The 23450-nt window shown below is 46.0% G+C and carries 3 protein-coding genes (1 of these 3 running past the window's edge); all 3 read right to left on the minus strand.

Going from position 1 to position 23450, the window contains the following annotated elements:
* Tightly spaced (each overlapping or abutting the next), the 3 genes in view from TERTU_RS12625 to TERTU_RS12635 form a layout consistent with a single transcriptional unit that may run on beyond the window.
* Window positions 1–4478, minus strand: partial view of a non-ribosomal peptide synthase/polyketide synthase gene (locus tag TERTU_RS12625; protein ID WP_015817883.1) — the beginning only. 17863 nt of this gene lie to the left of the window's left edge; only the first 4478 of its 22341 coding nucleotides appear in the window; its start codon is at window positions 4476–4478; its stop codon lies beyond the left edge, outside the window.
* Window positions 4466–10174, minus strand: a complete 5709-nt coding sequence (locus TERTU_RS12630) for a non-ribosomal peptide synthetase (protein WP_041590235.1) — start codon at window positions 10172–10174, stop codon at window positions 4466–4468. Before TERTU_RS12630 ends, TERTU_RS12625 begins: the two co-directional genes overlap by 13 nt.
* Window positions 10162–23448, minus strand: a complete 13287-nt coding sequence (locus TERTU_RS12635; RefSeq protein ID WP_041590236.1) for a non-ribosomal peptide synthetase — start codon at window positions 23446–23448, stop codon at window positions 10162–10164. Before TERTU_RS12635 ends, TERTU_RS12630 begins: the two co-directional genes overlap by 13 nt.
* Between the last annotated feature and the right edge of the window lie 2 nt (window positions 23449–23450).

The raw sequence follows: 23450 nt of genomic DNA on the forward strand, positions 1-23450 counted from the left end.
TCCCATACAGAAAAATCAAACGCGAACGAATGAAAAAGGCACCAGACGTCGTCACAATCAAAATGGAAGCCAAAAGCAGTGGCGTCAAACAAACGAGCGACCTGACGGTGTTCCACCAAAACCCCTTTCGGCTTCCCGGTCGAACCGGAAGTATAAATAACATACGCTAAATTATTGTCAGAAATCTCCTGGGAAAGACGTTCCAATAATTGCACATCACTAATATCGACGCTCTCAATTTTTCGAATGGTTTCGATATCATCAATGTAAACCCGCTGTTCGTTTTTGAGCTCCCGCGCAAGTTCCACATTGTGATTAGTAATAACAAGTTTTAAAGACGCATCTTCAACAATGTACAACAATCGTTTAAGTGGATAATCTGGATCAAGGGGCACATAAGCGCTACCGGCTTTCAGTACCGCCAAGATTGCGACGATCATATCAACTGATTTTGGCAAACAAATGCCGATCAATTGGTCTGGGTACATTTCATAGTGCGCTTGAAGAAATAGTGCTAGTTTGCTCGCCCGCTCATTCAACTCCCTGTAGGTAAGTCGCTGCTCACCAAATACCACTGCCGTTCCTTCTGGATTAGCAGCCACCTGCTTGGCAAAGATTTCGTGAATACACTGCCCCTTAAAACGATCGGCGCAAGAATATTCTGACGACGACCGTGCGATAATCGGCGCTATCTCGCTCTCACTCAACAGGACAATTTTATCCAAATCTGCATCAGGGTTTTCTAACACCGAACGAATCACATGCTCGAGGCTATTTGCCAACTGAGCAATAGTATCGGGACCAAACAAATCGGTATTGTATTCCCAGGCAACACTTAACCCTTGCGCCGTCTCTTTTATACTTAAGGTTAAATCGAATTTGGCGACCGTATGCGCCTGCTCTAAAGGCGTAATCGATAAGCCCGGTAAAGTTAAGTCTCCCGATTCCGCATTTTGTAAAACAAACATAATTTGGAATACCGGACTGTGACGGCTACTACGGGTAACGTCCAACGATTCCACCAGCATCTCAAAGGGCACATGTTGGTGTTCGTATGCTTCTAATGCGAGTGTTCTTACGTCTGCGAGAAAATCCCGGAAACTCTGCCCGAAATCAATGGTGTGGCGCAACACCAGGGTGTTGACAAAAAATCCAATGAGTTCACTGATATCACTGTGACTGCGATTGGCGATCGGCGTCCCAATGACAATATCGGACTCGCGACTGAAGCGTGAAAGCAATACCGCAAAGGCCGCATCCAGCACCATAAACAATGTACTATCACTGGCCAGACAAAGGGCGTTGAGTTGTTCTTTCAGCTGCCGTCCCAACTGCTGATGATGGACAGCACCATTAAAGGTAGCAACTTCCGGGCGCGGTTTATCCAAAGGTAGTCCATGTACGGGTGGCGCACCGTGCAAACGTGACTTCCAATAATCCAGCTGGGGCGCAAGATATTTTTCGTCAGCCAATAGCTCCCGTTGCCAATGGGCAAAATCTGAATACTGAATTTTTAGCGGCGCTAAGCTGGGGCTGCGACCTTCAACGGCATCCTGGTAGAGGGCGACAAACTCATCGAGTATGAGACCAACCGACCAACCGTCCGCCGCGATATGATGTACCGCCAAAGACAGGACATGATCATCCTCACCCACTTTGATAAGTGCACCGCGCAGCATAAGATCGCGACTGAGGTCAAATGGCCGCCGCGCGTCAGCATCGATATAGGCTTTGACAGCTGCCTCGCGTTCACCACTTTCACGGAGGCTAACGTCTTCAAGGCGCAGAGTAAAAGCGATACTATCGCGCAGGTGTAATATTGGATCACCTTGACTATTGCTGTGGTAAGAGGTGCGCAGCACTTCGTGGCGTTCGATGACTTGCTGCAAGGCAAATTGCAAGGCGGCAGAGTCGAGCTTGCCCGCAATCCGCAACGCCAGAGGCATGTTGTACTGCGCACTTTGCCCGTCCATTTTATCCAGAAACCACAGGCGCTGCTGAGCATAGGACAAGGGCGCTGGAACATTTTGCGGTAATCGGGCAATTTGCGGTAATGCGGCCAACTGTTCTTTTTCGTGAATCAGACGCGCCTGCTCGGAAAGCGTGGGGTGACTAAACAATTCACCAATACTTACAGCAACGCTAAAACCTTCGAGGATCGCGAACTCTAAACGAACCAGTGTCAGTGAATTGCCGCCTAACGCGAAAAAATTATCATTTAAACTGGCCCGGTTAAGCTGTAAGAGATCGCACCAGATTGCCGCCAAAGCCACTTCCTCGGGTCGTTCAGGGGGCAAATACGCGACAATTTCATACCAAAACGGCTCGGGGGCGCTCACCGCGCCTGAACGACACGCGCGAAACGCTTCTAGCGATTCAAGTACAGATAAACCCGAGGGCATCAGATAACTCGGCAACGACGCCCTTAAGCTAGAAAAAACAGCTTGCGCAAGTAGGTCCACTGATGTTGGCTCTTTAGGGAGCACATATAAAATCAACTTCTCTGCCGCAGACAACGTATTGGTCGGAGTACCTGTTCGGATAAACGCGTTTTCAACTAATGGGTGGGCAAGCACAAAAGGTGTAATGTCAGCAAAATTGACTGGGTAGCCATCAACGATAGCGTGCTCTGAGGTTAGCCCTTTATAACTTAGCGCTCCACCGGGCATCAACCGCGCCAAAATACCTGTGTCCACAAGACAGACTCGCTCGTCGTTAGGGTTGATTTCCTCAGCGCCAACTTTCAAATTGGTATGCTTCGCGACAATAGATTCAGGGAGCCATAACGAACCCGATGCCCCCTCTAAAACCGGTAGTCGAGATTCATCTAACAAGTACGCAACCTGTGTATAAAAATCAAGATCAGTACCGTATTGATCGTGTAAACAACTGACAATCTGACTGTCCGCTTTATCGAGGCACACCTTCGAGCTGTTTTTTGAGATGGTAGCCGCGCTAATGGGTAACGCCGGGGACTCTACCAAATGTGCAACGTAGTGAGTAAACGCGCTACTCAAACAGTAGATACTGTCTTCGTTGAATAGTGATTTGTTGAACTCCCATTGAACAGACAACGCATCATCCTTGATACTGACTGCTACAGAAAGCTCGAATTTAGCGGTATCTTGTGGAAGTTCGAGTGGTTGTACAGCAAGGTCATCGAGTCTTAGTGTAAAATCTATGCCTTCGTCAACGGTGAATAACACTTGAAATAGCGGGTTATGAGAGCTGTTTAACGCAGAGTGAAAACGATCAACCAAAAGGTCAAATGAATCAGTACTATGATCGAAAACCTGATTAATACCTGCGGCATTTTTTCGTAACAAGTCGAAAAACGACTCCCCCCAATCGATTCGGGTACGAATCAACACGGTATTGACAAAAAAACCAATAAGATCGCCAAGCTGAGGATGCTCCCGGTTCGCGACTACAGTTCCAACTACAATATCATTACTACGACTGAATTTTGCCAGCAAGAGCGCAAAAACAGTTTGCAAAAGTATGAATAGACTGACACCCTCCGAAACACAAAGATTTCTTAATTTTCTAAGAGTCTCAGGTGAAATCCTGCTTTGATGAACGGCACCAATCGCGCCTTGTATGGAGTTTCGATTGTAATCCAAAGGAAGATTGTGGAGTTGTGGCATGTCTGCCAGATATTTTTGCCAAAACTCCTTATCAATCGGAAATTCTTGCGACGCAATTTGCTGATGTTGCCAAGCAGAGAAATCGCCATACTGGATCGATAATTTAGGAAGACGAAACTCGGAGCCCGTAAGCTTTGCGTTATAGAGATGGCTAAACTCCTGTGTGAGAACACCTAAGGACCACCCATCGGAAGCAATATGGTGCATGGTAACCAATAGAATGTGCACGTCAGCACCCACAGAAACGAGCAGCGCTCTTAACATAAGATCAACAGCCAACTCAAAAGGACGTGCAGCCTCTTCTGCCAATATTCTCTCAAGCTCGGTTTTATTTAGCCCTTTTCCGACCGTGCGGAATTCAATGTTTTTACCTGATAGAACCGCCTGAACCGGCTCCCCTCTGCTATTTTTCCGATAGACAGTTCGAAGTATTTCATGGCGCTGTATGATTGTATTTAGCGCATACTCCACACATACAATATTTAGCTTACCAGTCAACTCTAATGCAACAGGAACGTTATAGCGTGAAGTGCGATTTTGGCCTTCATTATCTATCGCCATCTGCTCAGCAAACCAAAGCCTTCGCTGTGCCACGGACAAAGGTAATTCACCGTCGCGGTTTGCTTGCGGAATAACTACTTGATGTTTCTTGCGTACGGCGTCCCTTTCAGCGATAAATTCAATGAGCGCCTGTTTATGGCTCTTAATAAACTCCTTATCAGAATCACTCAGAGCGTCTAGATCACCTTTGATTTGCAACTTATCGCCATTAACAGCAAATTTGAACCCGCGTGAAACGAAGTCAGATAATATCGATTTTAAATCTCCCACGCTTCTTCTCCTTCGATGGTTGTTTCTTCTGTCTCCAACAACGCTTGATTCAATTTTTTCTCACCATCTACCCATTCAGCCAATTCGTATACTGTCTGTAAACGAAATATATCGCTAACATTGATAGATACCTGAAATTGGTCATTTACCCGTGCAATGAGCTTTATCGCCAATAACGAATTTCCACCCAGTGCGAAAAAATTATCATGAATTCCAATATTCTTAATAGATAACAACTCACAACAAAGCTCGCATAGCATAATTTCAATTTCAGTATGCGGCGCTTCGTAGGCGACTTCGGATGCAAATTCAACTTCCATTTGACGGAGAAATATACGGTCCACTTTACCGTTCGCTGTCAATGGCAGATGTTCCATCAGCACAACAATGTCAGGCACCATATAAGATGGCAAAAGTGCGCGCAGTCGCTTTAATATTTCTGTATTTTTTGTCGATTTGTCATCGGTACTTTTAGGTTCAACAAAGGCTACAAGTCTGCTCGGCTCATCCCTCGCCACAACAGCAGCATCGTCAACAATTTCCATCGCCCGCAATACAGTTTCCACTTCCCCCAGCTCAATGCGATAACCACGTATTTTAACTTGCTCATCGATGCGCCCTTGATACTGTAAATTACCATCTGCACCCCAGCGCACCAGATCTCCTGTGCGGTATGCCCTCTGCGGATTACCATCACTAAGACGTATATTGATAAATCTCTCGCTGGTGAGTTCAGCACGATTTACATATCCCGGCGAGACGCCTTTCCCCACGATATAAAGTTCACCAATGGCTCCGGCTGGCAATAATTTGAGTTCTGAATCCAGAACATAGAGGCGCGCACTATCTATGGGTTTACCGATTGGAACTGCCAGCGGTAAAAGAGCTAGATCAGCGTCGCCAGCCACAAAAAATGTACTGCAACCAACGGTAGCTTCTGTCGGGCCATACTCGTTAACAAACGTACTCGTAACTAAAATATGTTTTCGCCAGAAAATCAGTGTTTTCGAGTAAAGTTGCTCTCCACCAACCACCAGCAAGTGCGGTATTTCTGAGGAAAACCCATCCAGCAGTGCCTCGAGTGCATGAAGATGCGCAGGAGTCAGCTTAAGTAACAATGGAGTGTCAGCTCGTTGTATAAGCGCAGCAAGATTTTCAAGTTCGTGATTCCCCTGATCAGAGACGAGCTCTATTGTTCCCCCAGAGAATAATGGCACCAGTAGACTTGTTACTGTTGCATCGAAACTAATGGAAGTGCTAACCACACTGGTGTATTTTTTTGGGTTGTACGTTTCAATAGCATATTCAATATAGGAGGATAAATTATCATGAGTAATACCCACGCCCTTGGGCACACCTGTTGACCCAGATGTATAAATGATATAAGCGAGACCATCATTCGCCTGTTTCGTCAGCGCTGGCAATACACGCCCCTCATCCAAAGTATCATTTGGTTGGACACGAGCATCATTTATTAACAAAGTATTGTTAAATAGTGCCAAAGCTCTTTCGGCATTATTCTTATCGATAACAACCAGGTCGAGGTCAGCGTCTTTTGCAATAAATTCAAGACGCGCATCAGGGAGGTCAGGTAAAAGCGGAACGTACGTTGCGTTAGATTTCAGTATCGCAAGAATACCTGCGACCATATCCACAGAGCGATCGCAAAATACACCAATTCTTGATTTATGCTGCAACTCGCGCTGACGAATACGCGAGGCAGTAACGCTAGCCAAATCATCCAGTTCACGGTAGCTGGTTGTCCGGCCATTATCTATAATAGCTATTGCTGTAGGACACGATATTACAACGTCCGAAAAACGTGAATATACGGATGTAAACGCAGCATTATCTTCTTGGTGAGAAAAACGAATGCCATTGTTACTCCATTGCTCAAGCAGTTTAAACGCATGACTCTCAGACACCAGATTCAAACGGGATACAGACTCATCGGGGTTAGCAACAACATGCTGCAATAGCATATCGAAGCTATTTGCCAACTGAGCAATAGTATCGGGACCAAACAAATCGGTATTGTATTCCCAGGCAACACTTAACCCTTGCGCCGTCTCTTTTATACTTAAGGTTAAATCGAATTTGGCGACCGTATGCGCCTGCTCTAAAGGCGTAATCGATAAGCCCGGTAAAGTTAAGTCTCCCGATTCCGCATTTTGTAAAACAAACATAATTTGGAATACCGGACTGTGACGGCTACTACGGGTAACGTCCAACGATTCCACCAGCATCTCAAAGGGCACATGTTGGTGTTCGTATGCTTCTAATGCGAGTGTTCTTACGTCTGCGAGAAAATCCCGGAAACTCTGCCCTAAATCAATGGTGTGGCGCAACACCAGGGTGTTGACAAAAAATCCAATGAGTTCACTGATATCACTGTGACTGCGATTGGCGATCGGCGTCCCAATGACAATATCGGACTCGCGACTGAAGCGTGAAAGCAATACCGCAAAGGCCGCATCCAGCACCATAAACAATGTACTATCACTGGCCAGACAAAGGGCGTTGAGTTGTTCTTTCAGCTGCCGTCCCAACTGCTGATGATGGACAGCACCATTAAAGGTAGCAACTTCCGGGCGCGGTTTATCCAAAGGTAGTCCATGTACGGGTGGCGCACCGTGCAAACGTGACTTCCAATAATCCAGCTGGGGCGCAAGATATTTTTCGTCAGCCAATAGCTCCCGTTGCCAATGGGCAAAATCTGAATACTGAATTTTTAGCGGCGCTAAGCTGGGGCTGCGACCTTCAACGGCATCCTGGTAGAGGGCGACAAACTCATCGAGTATGAGACCAACCGACCAACCGTCCGCCGCGATATGATGTACCGCCAAAGACAGGACATGATCATCCTCACCCAGTTTGATAAGTGCACCGCGCAGCATAAGATCGCGACTGAGGTCAAATGGCCGCCGCGCGTCAGCATCGATATAGGCTTTGACAGCTGCCTCGCGTTCACCACTTTCGCGGAGGCTAACGTCTTCAAGGCGCAGAGTAAAAGCGATACTATCGCTCAGTTGTAATATTGGATCACCTTGACTATTGCTGTGGTAAGAGGCGCGCAGCACTTCGTGGCGTTCGATGACTTGCTGCAAGGCAAATTGCAAGGCGGCAGAGTCGAGCTTGCCCGTTATCCGCAACGCCAGAGGCATGTTGTACTGCGCACTTTGCCCTTCCATTTTATCCAGAAACCACAGGCGCTGCTGAGCATAGGACAAGGGCGCTGGAACATTTTGCGGTAATCGGGCAATTTGCGGTAATGCGGCCAACTGTTCTTTTTCGTGAATCAGACGCGCCTGCTCGGAAAGCGTGGGGTGACTAAACAATTCACCAATACTTACAGCAACGCTAAAACCTTCGAGGATCGCGAACTCTAAACGAACCAGTGTCAGTGAATTGCCGCCTAACGCGAAAAAATTATCATTTAAACTGGCCCGGTTAAGCTGTAAGAGATCGCACCAGATTGCCGCCAAAGCCACTTCCTCGGGTCGTTCAGGGGGCAAATACGCGACAATTTCATACCAAAACGGCTCGGGGGCGCTCACCGCGCCTGAACGACACGCGCGAAACGCTTCTAGCGATTCAAGTACAGATAAACCCGAGGGCATCAGATAACTCGGCAACGACGCCCTTAAGCTAGAAAAAACAGCTTGCGCAAGTAGGTCCACTGATGTTGGCTCTTTAGGGAGCACATATAAAATCAACTTCTCTGCCGCAGACAACGTATTGGTCGGAGTACCTGTTCGGATAAACGCGTTTTCAACTAATGGGTGGGCAAGCACAAAAGGTGTAATGTCAGCAAAATTGACTGGGTAGCCATCAACGATAGCGTGCTCTGAGGTTAGCCCTTTATAACTTAGCGCTCCACCGGGCATCAACCGCGCCAAAATACCTGTGTCCACAAGACAGACTCGCTCGTCGTTAGGGTTGATTTCCTCAGCGCCAACTTTCAAATTGGTATGCTTCGCGACAATAGATTCAGGGAGCCATAACGAACCCGATGCCCCCTCTAAAACCGGTAGTCGAGATTCATCTAACAAGTACGCAACCTGTGTATAAAAATCAAGATCAGTACCGTATTGATCGTGTAAACAACTGACAATCTGACTGTCCGCTTTATCGAGGCACACCTTCGAGCTGTTTTTTGAGATGGTAGCCGCGCTAATGGGTAACGCCGGGGACTCTACCAAATGTGCAACGTAGTGAGTAAACGCGCTACTCAAACAGTAGATACTGTCTTCGTTGAATAGTGATTTGTTGAACTCCCATTGAACAGACAACGCATCATCCTTGATACTGACTGCTACAGAAAGCTCGAATTTAGCGGTATCTTGTGGAAGTTCGAGTGGTTGTACAGCAAGGTCATCGAGTCTTAGTGTAAAATCTATGCCTTCGTCAACGGTGAATAACACTTGAAATAGCGGGTTATGAGAGCTGTTTAACGCAGAGTGAAAACGATCAACCAAAAGGTCAAATGAATCAGTACTATGATCGAAAACCTGATTAATACCTGCGGCATTTTTTCGTAACAAGTCGAAAAACGACTCCCCCCAATCGATTCGGGTACGAATCAACACGGTATTGACAAAAAAACCAATAAGATCGCCAAGCTGAGGATGCTCCCGGTTCGCGACTACAGTTCCAACTACAATATCATTACTACGACTGAATTTTGCCAGCAAGAGCGCAAAAACAGTTTGCAAAAGTATGAATAGACTGACACCCTCCGAAACACAAAGATTTCTTAATTTTCTAAGAGTCTCAGGTGAAATCCTGCTTTGATGAACGGCACCAATCGCGCCTTGTATGGAGTTTCGATTGTAATCCAAAGGAAGATTGTGGAGTTGTGGCATGTCTGCCAGATATTTTTGCCAAAACTCCTTATCAATCGGAAATTCTTGCGACGCAATTTGCTGATGTTGCCAAGCAGAGAAATCGCCATACTGGATCGATAATTTAGGAAGACGAAACTCGGAGCCCGTAAGCTTTGCGTTATAGAGATGGCTAAACTCCTGTGTGAGAACACCTAAGGACCACCCATCGGAAGCAATATGGTGCATGGTAACCAATAGAATGTGCACGTCAGCACCCACAGAAACGAGCAGCGCTCTTAACATAAGATCAACAGCCAACTCAAAAGGACGTGCAGCCTCTTCTGCCAATATTCTCTCAAGCTCGGTTTTATTTAGCCCTTTTCCGACCGTGCGGAATTCAATGTTTTTACCTGATAGAACCGCCTGAACCGGCTCCCCTCTGCTATTTTTCCGATAGACAGTTCGAAGTATTTCATGGCGCTGTATGATTGTATTTAGCGCATACTCCACACATACAATATTTAGCTTACCAGTCAACTCTAATGCAACAGGAACGTTATAGCGTGAAGTGCGATTTTGGCCTTCATTATCTATCGCCATCTGCTCAGCAAACCAAAGCCTTCGCTGTGCCACGGACAAAGGTAATTCACCGTCGCGGTTTGCTTGCGGAATAACTACTTGATGTTTCTTGCGTACGGCGTCCCTTTCAGCGATAAATTCAATGAGCGCCTGTTTATGGCTCTTAATAAACTCCTTATCAGAATCACTCAGAGCGTCTAGATCACCTTTGATTTGCAACTTATCGCCATTAACAGCAAATTTGAACCCGCGTGAAACGAAGTCAGATAATATCGATTTTAAATCTCCCACGCTTCTTCTCCTTCGATGGTTGTTTCTTCTGTCTCCAACAACGCTTGATTCAATTTTTTCTCACCATCTACCCATTCAGCCAATTCGTATACTGTCTGTAAACGAAATATATCGCTAACATTGATAGATACCTGAAATTGGTCATTTACCCGTGCAATGAGCTTTATCGCCAATAACGAATTTCCACCCAGTGCGAAAAAATTATCATGAATTCCAATATTCTTAATAGATAACAACTCACAACAAAGCTCGCATAGCATAATTTCAATTTCAGTATGCGGCGCTTCGTAGGCGACTTCGGATGCAAATTCAACTTCCATTTGACGGAGAAATATACGGTCCACTTTACCGTTCGCTGTCAATGGCAGATGTTCCATCAGCACAACAATGTCAGGCACCATATAAGATGGCAAAAGTGCGCGCAGTCGCTTTAATATTTCTGTATTTTTTGTCGATTTGTCATCGGTACTTTTAGGTTCAACAAAGGCTACAAGTCTGCTCGGCTCATCCCTCGCCACAACAGCAGCATCGTCAACAATTTCCATCGCCCGCAATACAGTTTCCACTTCCCCCAGCTCAATGCGATAACCACGTATTTTAACTTGCTCATCGATGCGCCCTTGATACTGTAAATTACCATCTGCACCCCAGCGCACCAGATCTCCTGTGCGGTATGCCCTCTGCGGATTACCATCACTAAGACGTATATTGATAAATCTCTCGCTGGTGAGTTCAGCACGATTTACATATCCCGGCGAGACGCCTTTCCCCACGATATAAAGTTCACCAATGGCTCCGGCTGGCAATAATTTGAGTTCTGAATCCAGAACATAGAGGCGCGCACTATCTATGGGTTTACCGATTGGAACTGCCAGCGGTAAAAGAGCTAGATCAGCGTCGCCAGCCACAAAAAATGTACTGCAACCAACGGTAGCTTCTGTCGGGCCATACTCGTTAACAAACGTACTCGTAACTAAAATATGTTTTCGCCAGAAAATCAGTGTTTTCGAGTAAAGTTGCTCTCCACCAACCACCAGCAAGTGCGGTATTTCTGAGGAAAACCCATCCAGCAGTGCCTCGAGTGCATGAAGATGCGCAGGAGTCAGCTTAAGTAACAATGGAGTGTCAGCTCGTTGTATAAGCGCAGCAAGATTTTCAAGTTCGTGATTCCCCTGATCAGAGACGAGCTCTATTGTTCCCCCAGAGAATAATGGCACCAGTAGACTTGTTACTGTTGCATCGAAACTAATGGAAGTGCTAACCACACTGGTGTATTTTTTTGGGTTGTACGTTTCAATAGCATATTCAATATAGGAGGATAAATTATCATGAGTAATACCCACGCCCTTGGGCACACCTGTTGACCCAGATGTATAAATGATATAAGCGAGACCATCATTCGCCTGTTTCGTCAGCGCTGGCAATACACGCCCCTCATCCAAAGTATCATTTGGTTGGACACGAGCATCATTTATTAACAAAGTATTGTTAAATAGTGCCAAAGCTCTTTCGGCATTATTCTTATCGATAACAACCAGGTCGAGGTCAGCGTCTTTTGCAATAAATTCAAGACGCGCATCAGGGAGGTCAGGTAAAAGCGGAACGTACGTTGCGTTAGATTTCAGTATCGCAAGAATACCTGCGACCATATCCACAGAGCGATCGCAAAATACACCAATTCTTGATTTATGCTGCAACTCGCGCTGACGAATACGCGAGGCAGTAACGCTAGCCAAATCATCCAGTTCACGGTAGCTGGTTGTCCGGCCATTATCTATAATAGCTATTGCTGTAGGACACGATATTACAACGTCCGAAAAACGTGAATATACGGATGTAAACGCAGCATTATCTTCTTGGTGAGAAAAACGAATGCCATTGTTACTCCATTGCTCAAGCAGTTTAAACGCATGACTCTCAGACACCAGATTCAAACGGGATACAGACTCATCGGGGTTAGCAACAACATGCTGCAATAGCATATCGAAGCTATTTGCCAACTGAGCAATAGTATCGGGACCAAACAAATCGGTATTGTATTCCCAGGCAACACTTAACCCTTGCGCCGTCTCTTTTATACTTAAGGTTAAATCGAATTTGGCGACCGTATGCGCCTGCTCTAAAGGCGTAATCGATAAGCCCGGTAAAGTTAAGTCTCCCGATTCCGCATTTTGTAAAACAAACATAATTTGGAATACCGGACTGTGACGGCTACTACGGGTAACGTCCAACGATTCCACCAGCATCTCAAAGGGCACATGTTGGTGTTCGTATGCTTCTAATGCGAGTGTTCTTACGTCTGCGAGAAAATCCCGGAAACTCTGCCCTAAATCAATGGTGTGGCGCAACACCAGGGTGTTGACAAAAAATCCAATGAGTTCACTGATATCACTGTGACTGCGATTGGCGATCGGCGTCCCAATGACAATATCGGACTCGCGACTGAAGCGTGAAAGCAATACCGCAAAGGCCGCATCCAGCACCATAAACAATGTACTATCACTGGCCAGACAAAGGGCGTTGAGTTGTTCTTTCAGCTGCCGTCCCAACTGCTGATGATGGACAGCACCATTAAAGGTAGCAACTTCCGGGCGCGGTTTATCCAAAGGTAGTCCATGTACGGGTGGCGCACCGTGCAAACGTGACTTCCAATAATCCAGCTGGGGCGCAAGATATTTTTCGTCAGCCAATAGCTCCCGTTGCCAATGGGCAAAATCTGAATACTGAATTTTTAGCGGCGCTAAGCTGGGGCTGCGACCTTCAACGGCATCCTGGTAGAGGGCGACAAACTCATCGAGTATGAGACCAACCGACCAACCGTCCGCCGCGATATGATGTACCGCCAAAGACAGGACATGATCATCCTCACCCACTTTGATAAGTGCACCGCGCAGCATAAGATCGCGACTGAGGTCAAATGGCCGCCGCGCGTCAGCATCGATATAGGCTTTGACAGCTGCCTCGCGTTCACCACTTTCACGGAGGCTAACGTCTTCAAGGCGCAGAGTAAAAGCGATACTATCGCGCAGGTGTAATATTGGATCACCTTGACTATTGCTGTGGTAAGAGGTGCGCAGCACTTCGTGGCGTTCGATGACTTGCTGCAAGGCAAATTGCAAGGCGGCAGAGTCGAGCTTGCCCGCAATCCGCAACGCCAGAGGCATGTTGTACTGCGCACTTTGCCCGTCCATTTTATCCAGAAACCACAGGCGCTGCTGAGCATAGGACAAGGGCGCTGGAACATTTTGCGGTAATCGGGCAATTTGCGGTAATGCGGCCAACTGTTCTTTTTCGTGAATCAGACGCGCCTGCTCGGAAAGCGTGGGGTGACTAAACAATTCACCAATACTTACAGCAACGCTAAAACCTTCGAGGATCGCGAACTCTAAACGAACCAGTGTCAGTGAATTGCCGCCCAATGCGAAAAAGTGACTGTTTCGGCCGGGGATCTGGCAACACAAAAGATCGCACCAGATCTCGGCTAACTGAATCTCTGTAGTATTCTGAGGAGGAAATGATTTCAGTTGCTCCAACCAAATAATGGAGCCATTCACAGGATCGTCCAGGTGCACTTCAGTGTGGATATCCGGCCACGCACCAACCACATAACCCTCGGGCAAACAATGTGGAGACAATTTACGGCTTACGGTTTGGTGTATTTCAAGCAATAGCTCCTGTAAAGCCAAATTTTTATCTTCGGAAAAGCCGTCAGAAGCTACCGAGTCAACCAGCTCGATGCAAACTATAGGAATAACACCATGGCCCTCTGACGGAGCCTGATGAGAATCGGGTTGCGGTCGTGATTCAGTAAAGATGTAGCGCGCGCTCACGGCAGGGGTGTCGTTCGTATAGCACTCCTCGAGTGTATCCAAACACGTTCGAACACCGCGCATCAAAACATAACTACTTTTATGGCACAGCAGTACCAACTTACCTTGCTCGGAAATACGCCCAATTAAACCTGTCGCGTAGCCTTGTTTTGTTTTATCGGAAGGTAGGGTGAAGACCGACAACTTATTCGTCGCGTTAGCCAATAAATGCGCATGACCGCAGGAATTGACTCTCCCATCAATGATGACCTCGCCATAAGCGCCCTCCGGCACGGGGTAGTGAGACTCATCAGCTAACCACAACAAATTACTGCATTGGCGAAGAAGTGACGCCAAGGCTTCGCCAGGATAAAACCCATCATCCAATTCATATCCTGTCGGCTCCGATGGTTGAAACAGAATACAGCTTTTTATAGGTGCATAAATATCTGCTGAAAGTGCGCCTATCAGATTAGAAAAATAACCGCCCAACCTTTCAACTAAATCTTTGGAAAAGATATCGGTCCTATATTCCCAGCTGGCAACCAGAATGTCGCTTTTGCGCTGCACATTGAGAATTAAATCGTATTTCGCGAGACTGTTCCTGTATTCATTAATACTGATGTCGATACCTGGCATCGACAAATGTTTGCCATAATCCTCTTGCAACGCAAATATTACTTGCACGAGCGGTGCGTGCGTATTGACCCTTTCCGGATTTAACACTTCAACAATTTTATCAAACGATACCTGTTGATGATCGAGCGCATTAACGACCATATCCCTGGAGTTGTGAAGTAGTTCGATGAAAGACAAATCGATATTTATTTTATTTCGTAGGACGACAGTATTGACGAAAAATCCAACCAATCTACTCAGTTCGGCACGTTCTCGATTCGCAACTGGGGCTCCAACTACAATATCATTTACACCAGCAAAACGAGCTAGAGTAAGCGCAAAAATCGTCTGTAAAATAGTGAAAAGTGTTATATTTTCCCGCTCGCTCAAGCGCTCTAGTAGCAACAACGATTCCTTAGGAATTGTCTGTTGATAGGTGGCTGCCGAAGTGCCAGTAGCGCCGAATACTTTGGTGACCGGTAAACTATGAATCGGAGGTACGCCTTGAATCGTGTGCAGCCAATAGTCCAAAGAATCTGCGTTCTCGTATTCTGATGCTTGCCAGTGCGCATAGTCAGCATATTGGATGTCGAGGCTTTCTAGCTCTATAACGCGGCCGCTTACGTAATTCGAATATAACTGGGTAAACTCTTGCGCAAGTATGTTGATGGACCAGCCATCGGCTGCGATATGGTGCACTGTAAAAACGAGAATCCCAAACCTCTCCTCTAACCAAATAAAATGTGTTCTTACCACCAAGTCGTCGGTTAGATCAAAAGGCTGTTCAAGCTGCTGCTTAATGCGAGTCTTCACACTAATCTCTTCAGCAGAAGTATTTTTTCCCCTTAAATCCGTTACCCCCATACGGTATTCAAAATCCTGCCTGATACATTGATAAGCCGGTTGCATATCGCGTTGACTGATAGAAATTTGTTGCGCTACTGCGTTCGATTGATAGACAGTTCGAAGCACCTCGTGCCGTTGAATAATCGTCCGGAAAGAATGCTCAAGCGCTGCTATATCTATTACGCCGGATAACTCCAGCGAAGCACCAATGTTGTACTGCGGGCTGCCGCCGCTGATTCGATCTACCAGCCAAAGCCGTTGCTGTGCAGGCGAAAGTTTCAGCGGCTGCGTTCTATCCACCAAGCTAATTGGCTGCGAAATCGAAGGTCGACTACCACAGACCTGCTCACCGAGTAATTTAATTGTTGGGTGCTCAAAAAACTGTTTAATGGAAATTACTACTCGCAAATTTTGGTTAATGAGACCAACAATTTGTGCCGCACTAAGAGAATTACCTCCAATCTCAAAAAAAGAGGTGTTCCTATCGATATCGCCGTCTATCTCCAGGAGCTGAGACCAAAGAGCCGCAATTTCTAACTCAATCTCAGTCTCCGGAGCTTCAAACACGTCGTTTGCCGGTAGCACATCTGCCTCTGGCAGTGCCTTTCTATCCAGTTTTCCGTTTGGCGAAATAGGTATGCAGTCAAGCACAGCATAATGGGTTGGGATCATGTATTCCGGGAAAGCATGTGCTAATTCCACTTTAACATTCTGGACAAAACTATGTTTAGCTTCAGACAGAACCCATTCGGACATAGCGATTCTGTTTGGAACAACATAACAAGCCAAGTGTTTATTGAGCCCTTCTCCCTCGACAGTGACGGCAGCATCATCGATAAAATCCGCGGCTATCAGATGATTTGCAACTTCGGAGGGCTCCACCCTAAAACCGCGAATTTTCACCTGGTTGTCGACCCGCCCGAGATAGGCGAGGTTGCCATCGGCCAACCACTTCACCCGATCTCCGGTACGATACAAGGGCGATCTTAATCGCTCATCAAGGTAGTCGAGCACCGCCGGTTCAACAAAACGCTGCGCCGTCAATTCCGGCCGGTTGACGTACCCCATCGCCACCCCAACACCACCGACATACAGCTCGCCTTCAACCCCTTCCGGCACCGGGTGGCCTCGTTCATCCAGTACATACACCTGACAGAGGCCCAACGGTCTGCCAATATGGAGCTCCGCTTGACCTGCACGGTATTGACCAAGGGTACAGATGACGGTCGCTTCTGACGGGCCATACGCGTTATATAACGTCCTACCGTCACTCCAGGTATCGGCCAAGACTTGGGGACAGGTATCCCCACCGATCAACAGGCAAGTCACACTCGCCCACGCCTGCCGATCCAACAGCGGTAATAAGATGGGCGGTAGCAACGCATGAGTTATTTGTGCGCTTGCCACCGCCTGATCCAATAACGCCGGGGTAGCGGCAGCTTCTGCGCTAACTAAATGCAGTTGCGCACCCGAGCACAGTGCCAGCGTCCATTCGAAGGTCGCAGCATCGAAAGAGATTGAGGCAAATTGTAAAACCCGACTTTGTGGGCCAACATTCAACTGTCCCCGCAGTTGCAGTGCCAGGTTCGTTAAGCCCCGGTGCGCGAGCAACGCCCCTTTTGGGGTTCCTGTGGAACCCGACGTGTAAATGATATAAGCAGGACCCTCTGCCTGGACTGGCACATTGGGATTACTCTCCGGATAGGTTGAGGCGTAAGCAGGCTCGTCAACAAAAATAATATTGTAAGGCTTCAGCGCCGGATGATCAGCAAGTTGGCGCTGGCAGATCACCGCTGAAAGGTCTGCATCCTCACACATAAACTGCAACCGCTGAACGGGGTATTGCGGATCCAGCGGCACATAGGCACCACCGGCTTTTAACACACCTAATAAACCGATGATCATGTCCGGACTGCGTTCCGCACACAATCCCACTCGCTGGCCCGGTACGATACCTTGATAAATGAGCGCGTGCGCTACCTGATTGGCTCGCGCGTTCAATGTAGCGTAACTGACCTGGGTATCGCCCATAACGAGGGCCGGTAACGTCGGTTGCGTTTCTGCGTGTTTTTCGAAAAGACGATAAATATGCGTATCTAATTTTTCAGCTGATATTAAATTAAGCGAATAACCCCTACCCCAAGTGTTAAGAATTTTCTGATACAGCTCGTCCTCGAGGTAGCGAATATCTCCAATAGATTGATCGACGGCATTTGGAAATACACGCAGCAGACTCACAAAATAGCGTAATAACTGTGACATCCGCAGCGCATCGTATCGCGATGAATTAAACTTTAGACAGATTTCTGGTGAATCACCCGGATAAATTTGAACTGTTAATCCGTAGTGTGTGCTTTCATAAGCCTTGAAATCTAAAATATTCAACTCATTGTTTTTCTCAAATAATAACTCGTCTAACGGATAATTCTCAAAAACAATAACTGTATCAAATAGTGCAGTGCCAGGTTTTGGGGAACAACTCATGATATCGATCAGGGGTAAATGCGAATGTTCCTGTCGAATCAGGCTATCTTCATGCACGCACCGAAGAAAACTCTCTAAACTTGAGGACAATTGAACATCGACAATAACCGGCACGGTATTTAATAAAAGCCCTACAACACTTTCAGCACCTTCGATGGATATATTTCGACCCGAATGAGTCTCACCGAAAGATACACACATGTCGCCCCCCAGGCGAGCAAGTAATATTGACCAAGCAGCTTTATAAACGCTACTCAAACTCACCTTTGCCGACTTGGCAAACTTAGCTAGAACCATACCCTGCTCGGCATTCAACCTGATCGATACCTCGTCTGATATAGCCGCCGTACTTGTGGTGCGTATTGGCTTTTCAAAGCTAAACGTTGAAGGGTGTTCAAACTGATTAAGTTGTTTTTTCCAATAGGCTACTGAATCAGCAGTCGACCGAGCATTGAGCCAAAGAATTATATTCTTATAAGAATACTTTTCAGTTAGCTTAGGGACTCTTTCATTTTTATAATCACGATAAAATAGGTAGAGATCCGACAATACAAGCGCAACCGACCAACCATCTAAAATAGCATGGTGAAACGTCCAGAAAAACTCCCAACAATCGCCCTTTTGAACCAAAGTAAATCTTACTAAGGGCGTAATTGAACCATCTTCAATCGATTTTTTATCTCGATGCAAAATCGTATCGGCAGCAATACTATTCGACCTGTCACAAACCTCCTCCCAACAAACGTCATCTTCTAGCAAAACAATCTGATTGAGGTAGTCAACGGAAAAACGGGTACGAAAAACCGCGTACTTTTTGACGATATCATTCCAGGCGTTTTTGAAAAGGGCTGGATGCAGATCCTTACTAAAACGAAGAACAATTTGCGTAATGTAGGCACCCGCGTCGACACTACTATGATAAAGCATTCCTTTCTGTGTCTTCGTAGCGGGATATATATCCGAAATATTACCGTATTCCTCAACCCAATAATCAAGCTGCGTCTGATTTACGCGGGCAGCCGGAAAATCACTTGGAGAATAACGCGGCAAATCTTTAGCAAGCCCTAAAGAACCAAACTCAAATAAGACATTACTGAACTCATCTGCAATACACTTCACGTCCTGCTCAGAAAATTCCTCAGATGAATAATCAATATCAAAGAAGAGTTCCCCGCCAGCTATCATGCCATTAAATCCCAACAAGCAATCTCTGTTGCGTTGTGGATCTACATAATATCCACTTAAGTCAGCATCAAGACTTATTTCGGTACTCCTCGCGAAAGCCTGATCCATCCGGCCGAGGTAATTAAACAAAAGATCGACAGGCGTTTCAGCATCGAGTATACGAAATTCCTCGTCTTTAATGATTTCCGTTAAAACGCCGTAGCCAATTCCACCATTGGGAATTTTTCGAAGTACTTCTTTAGTGTACAAAAGTACATCTTCATACTGGCAACAGTCTGGCAGTCTAAGAACATGCTTATGAAAACTGGTAAACCAACCAACTATAGTGCTGGGTTCGTATTCATTATCCAGTAGCGAATTGCGACCATGCGATTCAAGGCCAACGCAAAAGGCAGACTGCGATGACCAACGATGCAGCGATAACAGAATAGCGGCTAGCAACAAATGATGCGCTTCACAACGAAATCGCTCGAATACAACAGCGAACACACTACTGGCCTGTTCTAGGGGCATTCTCCAACGATGTTTGCGTGTAGATAAGTGCTTAGTAGACCGCCCTGGTTGTGCACAGTGCATCCGAACAATTGCGCTATCCAACTGGGATATCCAGTATGGCTTTTCGGCCAAAAATATTGCGCTGGATTTGTCTCCCCATAACAGCTCAGCCCAGCTTTGGTAGGTTGATATCTGGTAATTTTTAACAATATCATTGAGCTCATTATTTTGAAGAATTTGCTCAATATCAGAAGTTAGAATACGCCAAGAGACGCCGTCGACAATCAGGTGATGACAAATAATAGAAAGGTAACTATGGCGCGCGTCATCAATGAGTACAAATTTAAAAAGATTCTTTCGCAGCAAATCAACTGCGCGGTTTTGCTCTTTTATTACTTTTGCGATTCTTTGGCGCTTATCGCCACCGGCAAGTGGCGGGGTTATTTGATAAAAAGCTATATGACTATCTACATCTATCTCTTCTGTAGGAAGGTAACGCGAACTCCAACCTTTATCATCATTCACGAAATCCAGGCGAAAAACATCGTGCATTCCTATTAATAGGTTGACAATACGCTTAATTTTTGCCAGCGTTACCGGCACATCGATTTTCAAGGTCACGTAATGGTTGAAACTACGTATCGAGTGTACTTCATCCCGAAAAAGTAATGATTGAATAGGTAGCAATTGTTGCTCACCTTCGCTAGGCAAGCTTGCAGCCGATTCAAACGCCTGTTTTTTTGTAGCGAGAGCAGCCAATTTCCGTATAGTTTTGCGTCTAAAGATATCCTGCAAATTTATCTGGAGACCGGATTCTTTACACTTGGCAACAAACTGCAAAGCAATAATGGAGTCACCACCCGCTTCAAAAAAGTCTTTGTCGATATCCACTGTATCGAGCGGAATACCCAACACTTTACTCCAGCTGCTCGCGATAAGATTCTCCCGCGACGTGCGTGGCTTTTCACCAGTAGATCCCAAAGATGAACTTAGATCCACCGCAGGTAAGGCTTTACGATCTATCTTTCCGTTAGGTGTTAGGGGGAGAGAATTTAATCTAAAAAAAAAGGCGGGCATCATATAAGCGGGCAGGTACTGCTCTACCAGTTTTCTCAACTCCGCATCTATAGCATAGTCACTATCGACTTTCGATCTAGGTACAAAATACGTAACTAATTTACTTGCCTCATCAACTGCGACAGTAACGATATCGCTCACAAGATCACTTCTTTGTAGAACGCTATCAATATCTCCAAGCTCAATTCGATATCCACGTATTTTGACTTGGTGGTCCACTCTTCCCAGGAATTCTAGCTGACCATCAGAATTCCATCGCGCCAAATCGCCAGTTTTGTAGCATCGACGAGACTGCCCGAGCAGCGCTACATCTACGAATTTTTCGTAATTTAGGTCTGGCTTATTCAGGTACCCACGCGCTAATCCAGTACCGGACAAGAAAAGCTCGCCAGTTACACCAACCGGACACAACTGACCGCCGTTATCGATCACGAAAGCCTCACCATTCGCTATTGGCTTTCCAATCGTAGGCTCAACCTCTAACTTGTTTTCAAAGACAGCAAAGGTGCTGTATGTGGTGTCTTCTGACGGCCCATAAAGATTAAGTATCCGACTTGCCCTGGACCGTTCAAATAAGGTATTTACGAGCGACCTTTTAAGCGGTTCGCCTGCAATGTTCACCGTCGCAACGGTTTCCATTAACATCGTTTTCTCCACCACAGCCGCTATCGCGCTAGGCACAGTGTTAATGAGCGTAGGAGTTAGATTGGTGAATTCGAGAATATCGAACAGGTTGTCTACCAGCGTAAGCTGGTTTCCGGTGCCCAGGGCAGCCCAAAACTCAAAAACGAACAGATCAAAGTTTATGGACGTACTACATAAAACATCACGCAGCTCATTCTGAGAAAAGGCGCTTTTAACCCACTCTAGCAATGCGATCACGCTTTTGTGCTCAATGAGCACACCCTTTGGATAGCCTGTCGAACCCGAGGTATATAGAATATAGGCGAGATTATTTGCTTTATAGGAGCGCTCGAGATGATATGTGGCTGCAGGGTCCTTGTCACCACTTCGTGCTGGTTTAGAATCGAGATCATCCGGATTAAGAATTGTGTCTACACCGAGCTGATAAACAACAGAAATGGAAGGTCTTGATATTACAAATCTGATAGACGCGTCGTTCACAATATATTTCAGTCGATCAATAGGATAAGCCGGATCGAGAGCGACGTAAGCCGCTCCAGCTTTTAATACGGCCAAGATAGCCACAGGCAGAGTCAAGTCGCGTGAGAGACAGATGCCCACCGCTTCGTTGTCTTTTAGCCCGAGCTCATAGAGCTGCGATGCCAGCATGTCCGATTGAATACCCAGTTGCTCGTAAGTGAGATGCTCCCCTTTCGACTTTACGGCAATTTCTCGGGGCGTACTCTTCGCCCAATAATCAAAAGACTGTTGGATTTCCAGAAAGGTATTACACGGAATCTTGGGCGCAATCGAATATTTTTTAAGTATACTCAGAGACTCAGCATTAAGAAATTCGATCTCACTAAGCGGCAGCGCATCGTTTGCACTAACACTGATAGACGCCTGTTCTAGGCAGGCCCAGAGGTTTTCAATTTCCGCACTTGATAAATATTGATGATTGTAATCAAGGTGGACAAATACATCGCCCGCAGCGTACCGCCAGAGTGTGAACATCAAGGGATTCTTTTCGTGGTTGTGTGGGCAATATACCAACTCACAATCTGAACCACCTATATTCAACTCACTATCCAAGGCTAAATAATTAAATACCGATTTATACAAGCCTCCAATGTCATGCCCAACACCTGAATCGCGAGAGATGTGACCCATAGGATACCGCTGGTGCCGATAATCACGTTTTTGAAGGTCGCTTACGTATTTAACAAAACTATCGAAAGGTTGACTAAGCTCAACCACAACTTTCAACGGAGTAATATTTGCCATCACTCCAAGCATATTTTTTTGTGCAAACCCCCTTCTATTGTGTACTGGGATACCTATGATTACTTCGCGCAAACCATACATCCGCCCTAAATATATGGCAAATAAGGACAGATAAATAACATGAATTCCAACATTCAGTTTTTCCGCTAGATTTTGTACCTGTGCGACTTGTTGAATATCCAAGCGTTTTGTTATACGACCACTTCTAATAGATTTATTATCTACAACAACAGGTTTTATCGGAAAATAGTCTTCTTTACGATCGATTTTTTTAGCGGACCAATATTCTTTATCCTTTTTACAACGTGCACCTTCCATGTAGGATATATCGTCTAGCACCAACTCCTTAATCGATATCGGTTGGCGCAATTCATTTTGCTCATTATCGTATAGTAGTCCAAGTTCTTTAGCCCAATTTGCAAACCCAAAACCATCCATACACAGGTGGTGTGCGAGACCGACATACCAATACTCATCCTCCGCTATCTTTAATAGCCAAGCTCGAAACAACTCTGATTCCGTAAACGGCATAGGCGTTTCGAAAAAATCGTTCACGTAATTTTGCGCTGCCTCTATTGAATTCGATTCAGCGCTTAGGTCGAGGAACTGTAGCTTATGCGTACGCACCTCGCTGATATATTGGCTAACACCATCAATATCTGGGTAAATACGAACACCAAATGCGTCATGACTACGAACTAGAGATGCATGAGCCTCGGACAAACGGATTCGATCAACAGCAGGTAAACGAATGTAACCGCCTACGTTATACAAAGGGTTATCTGGATTGTGGAGTTGATTAAAATATATATCGATTTGTGAGAGTGTTAGTGGAAAGCGATCAGTTTTCACGA

This window comes from Teredinibacter turnerae T7901 (genome assembly GCF_000023025.1).
GTDB classification, from domain to species: Bacteria; Pseudomonadota; Gammaproteobacteria; order Pseudomonadales; family Cellvibrionaceae; genus Teredinibacter; species Teredinibacter turnerae_B.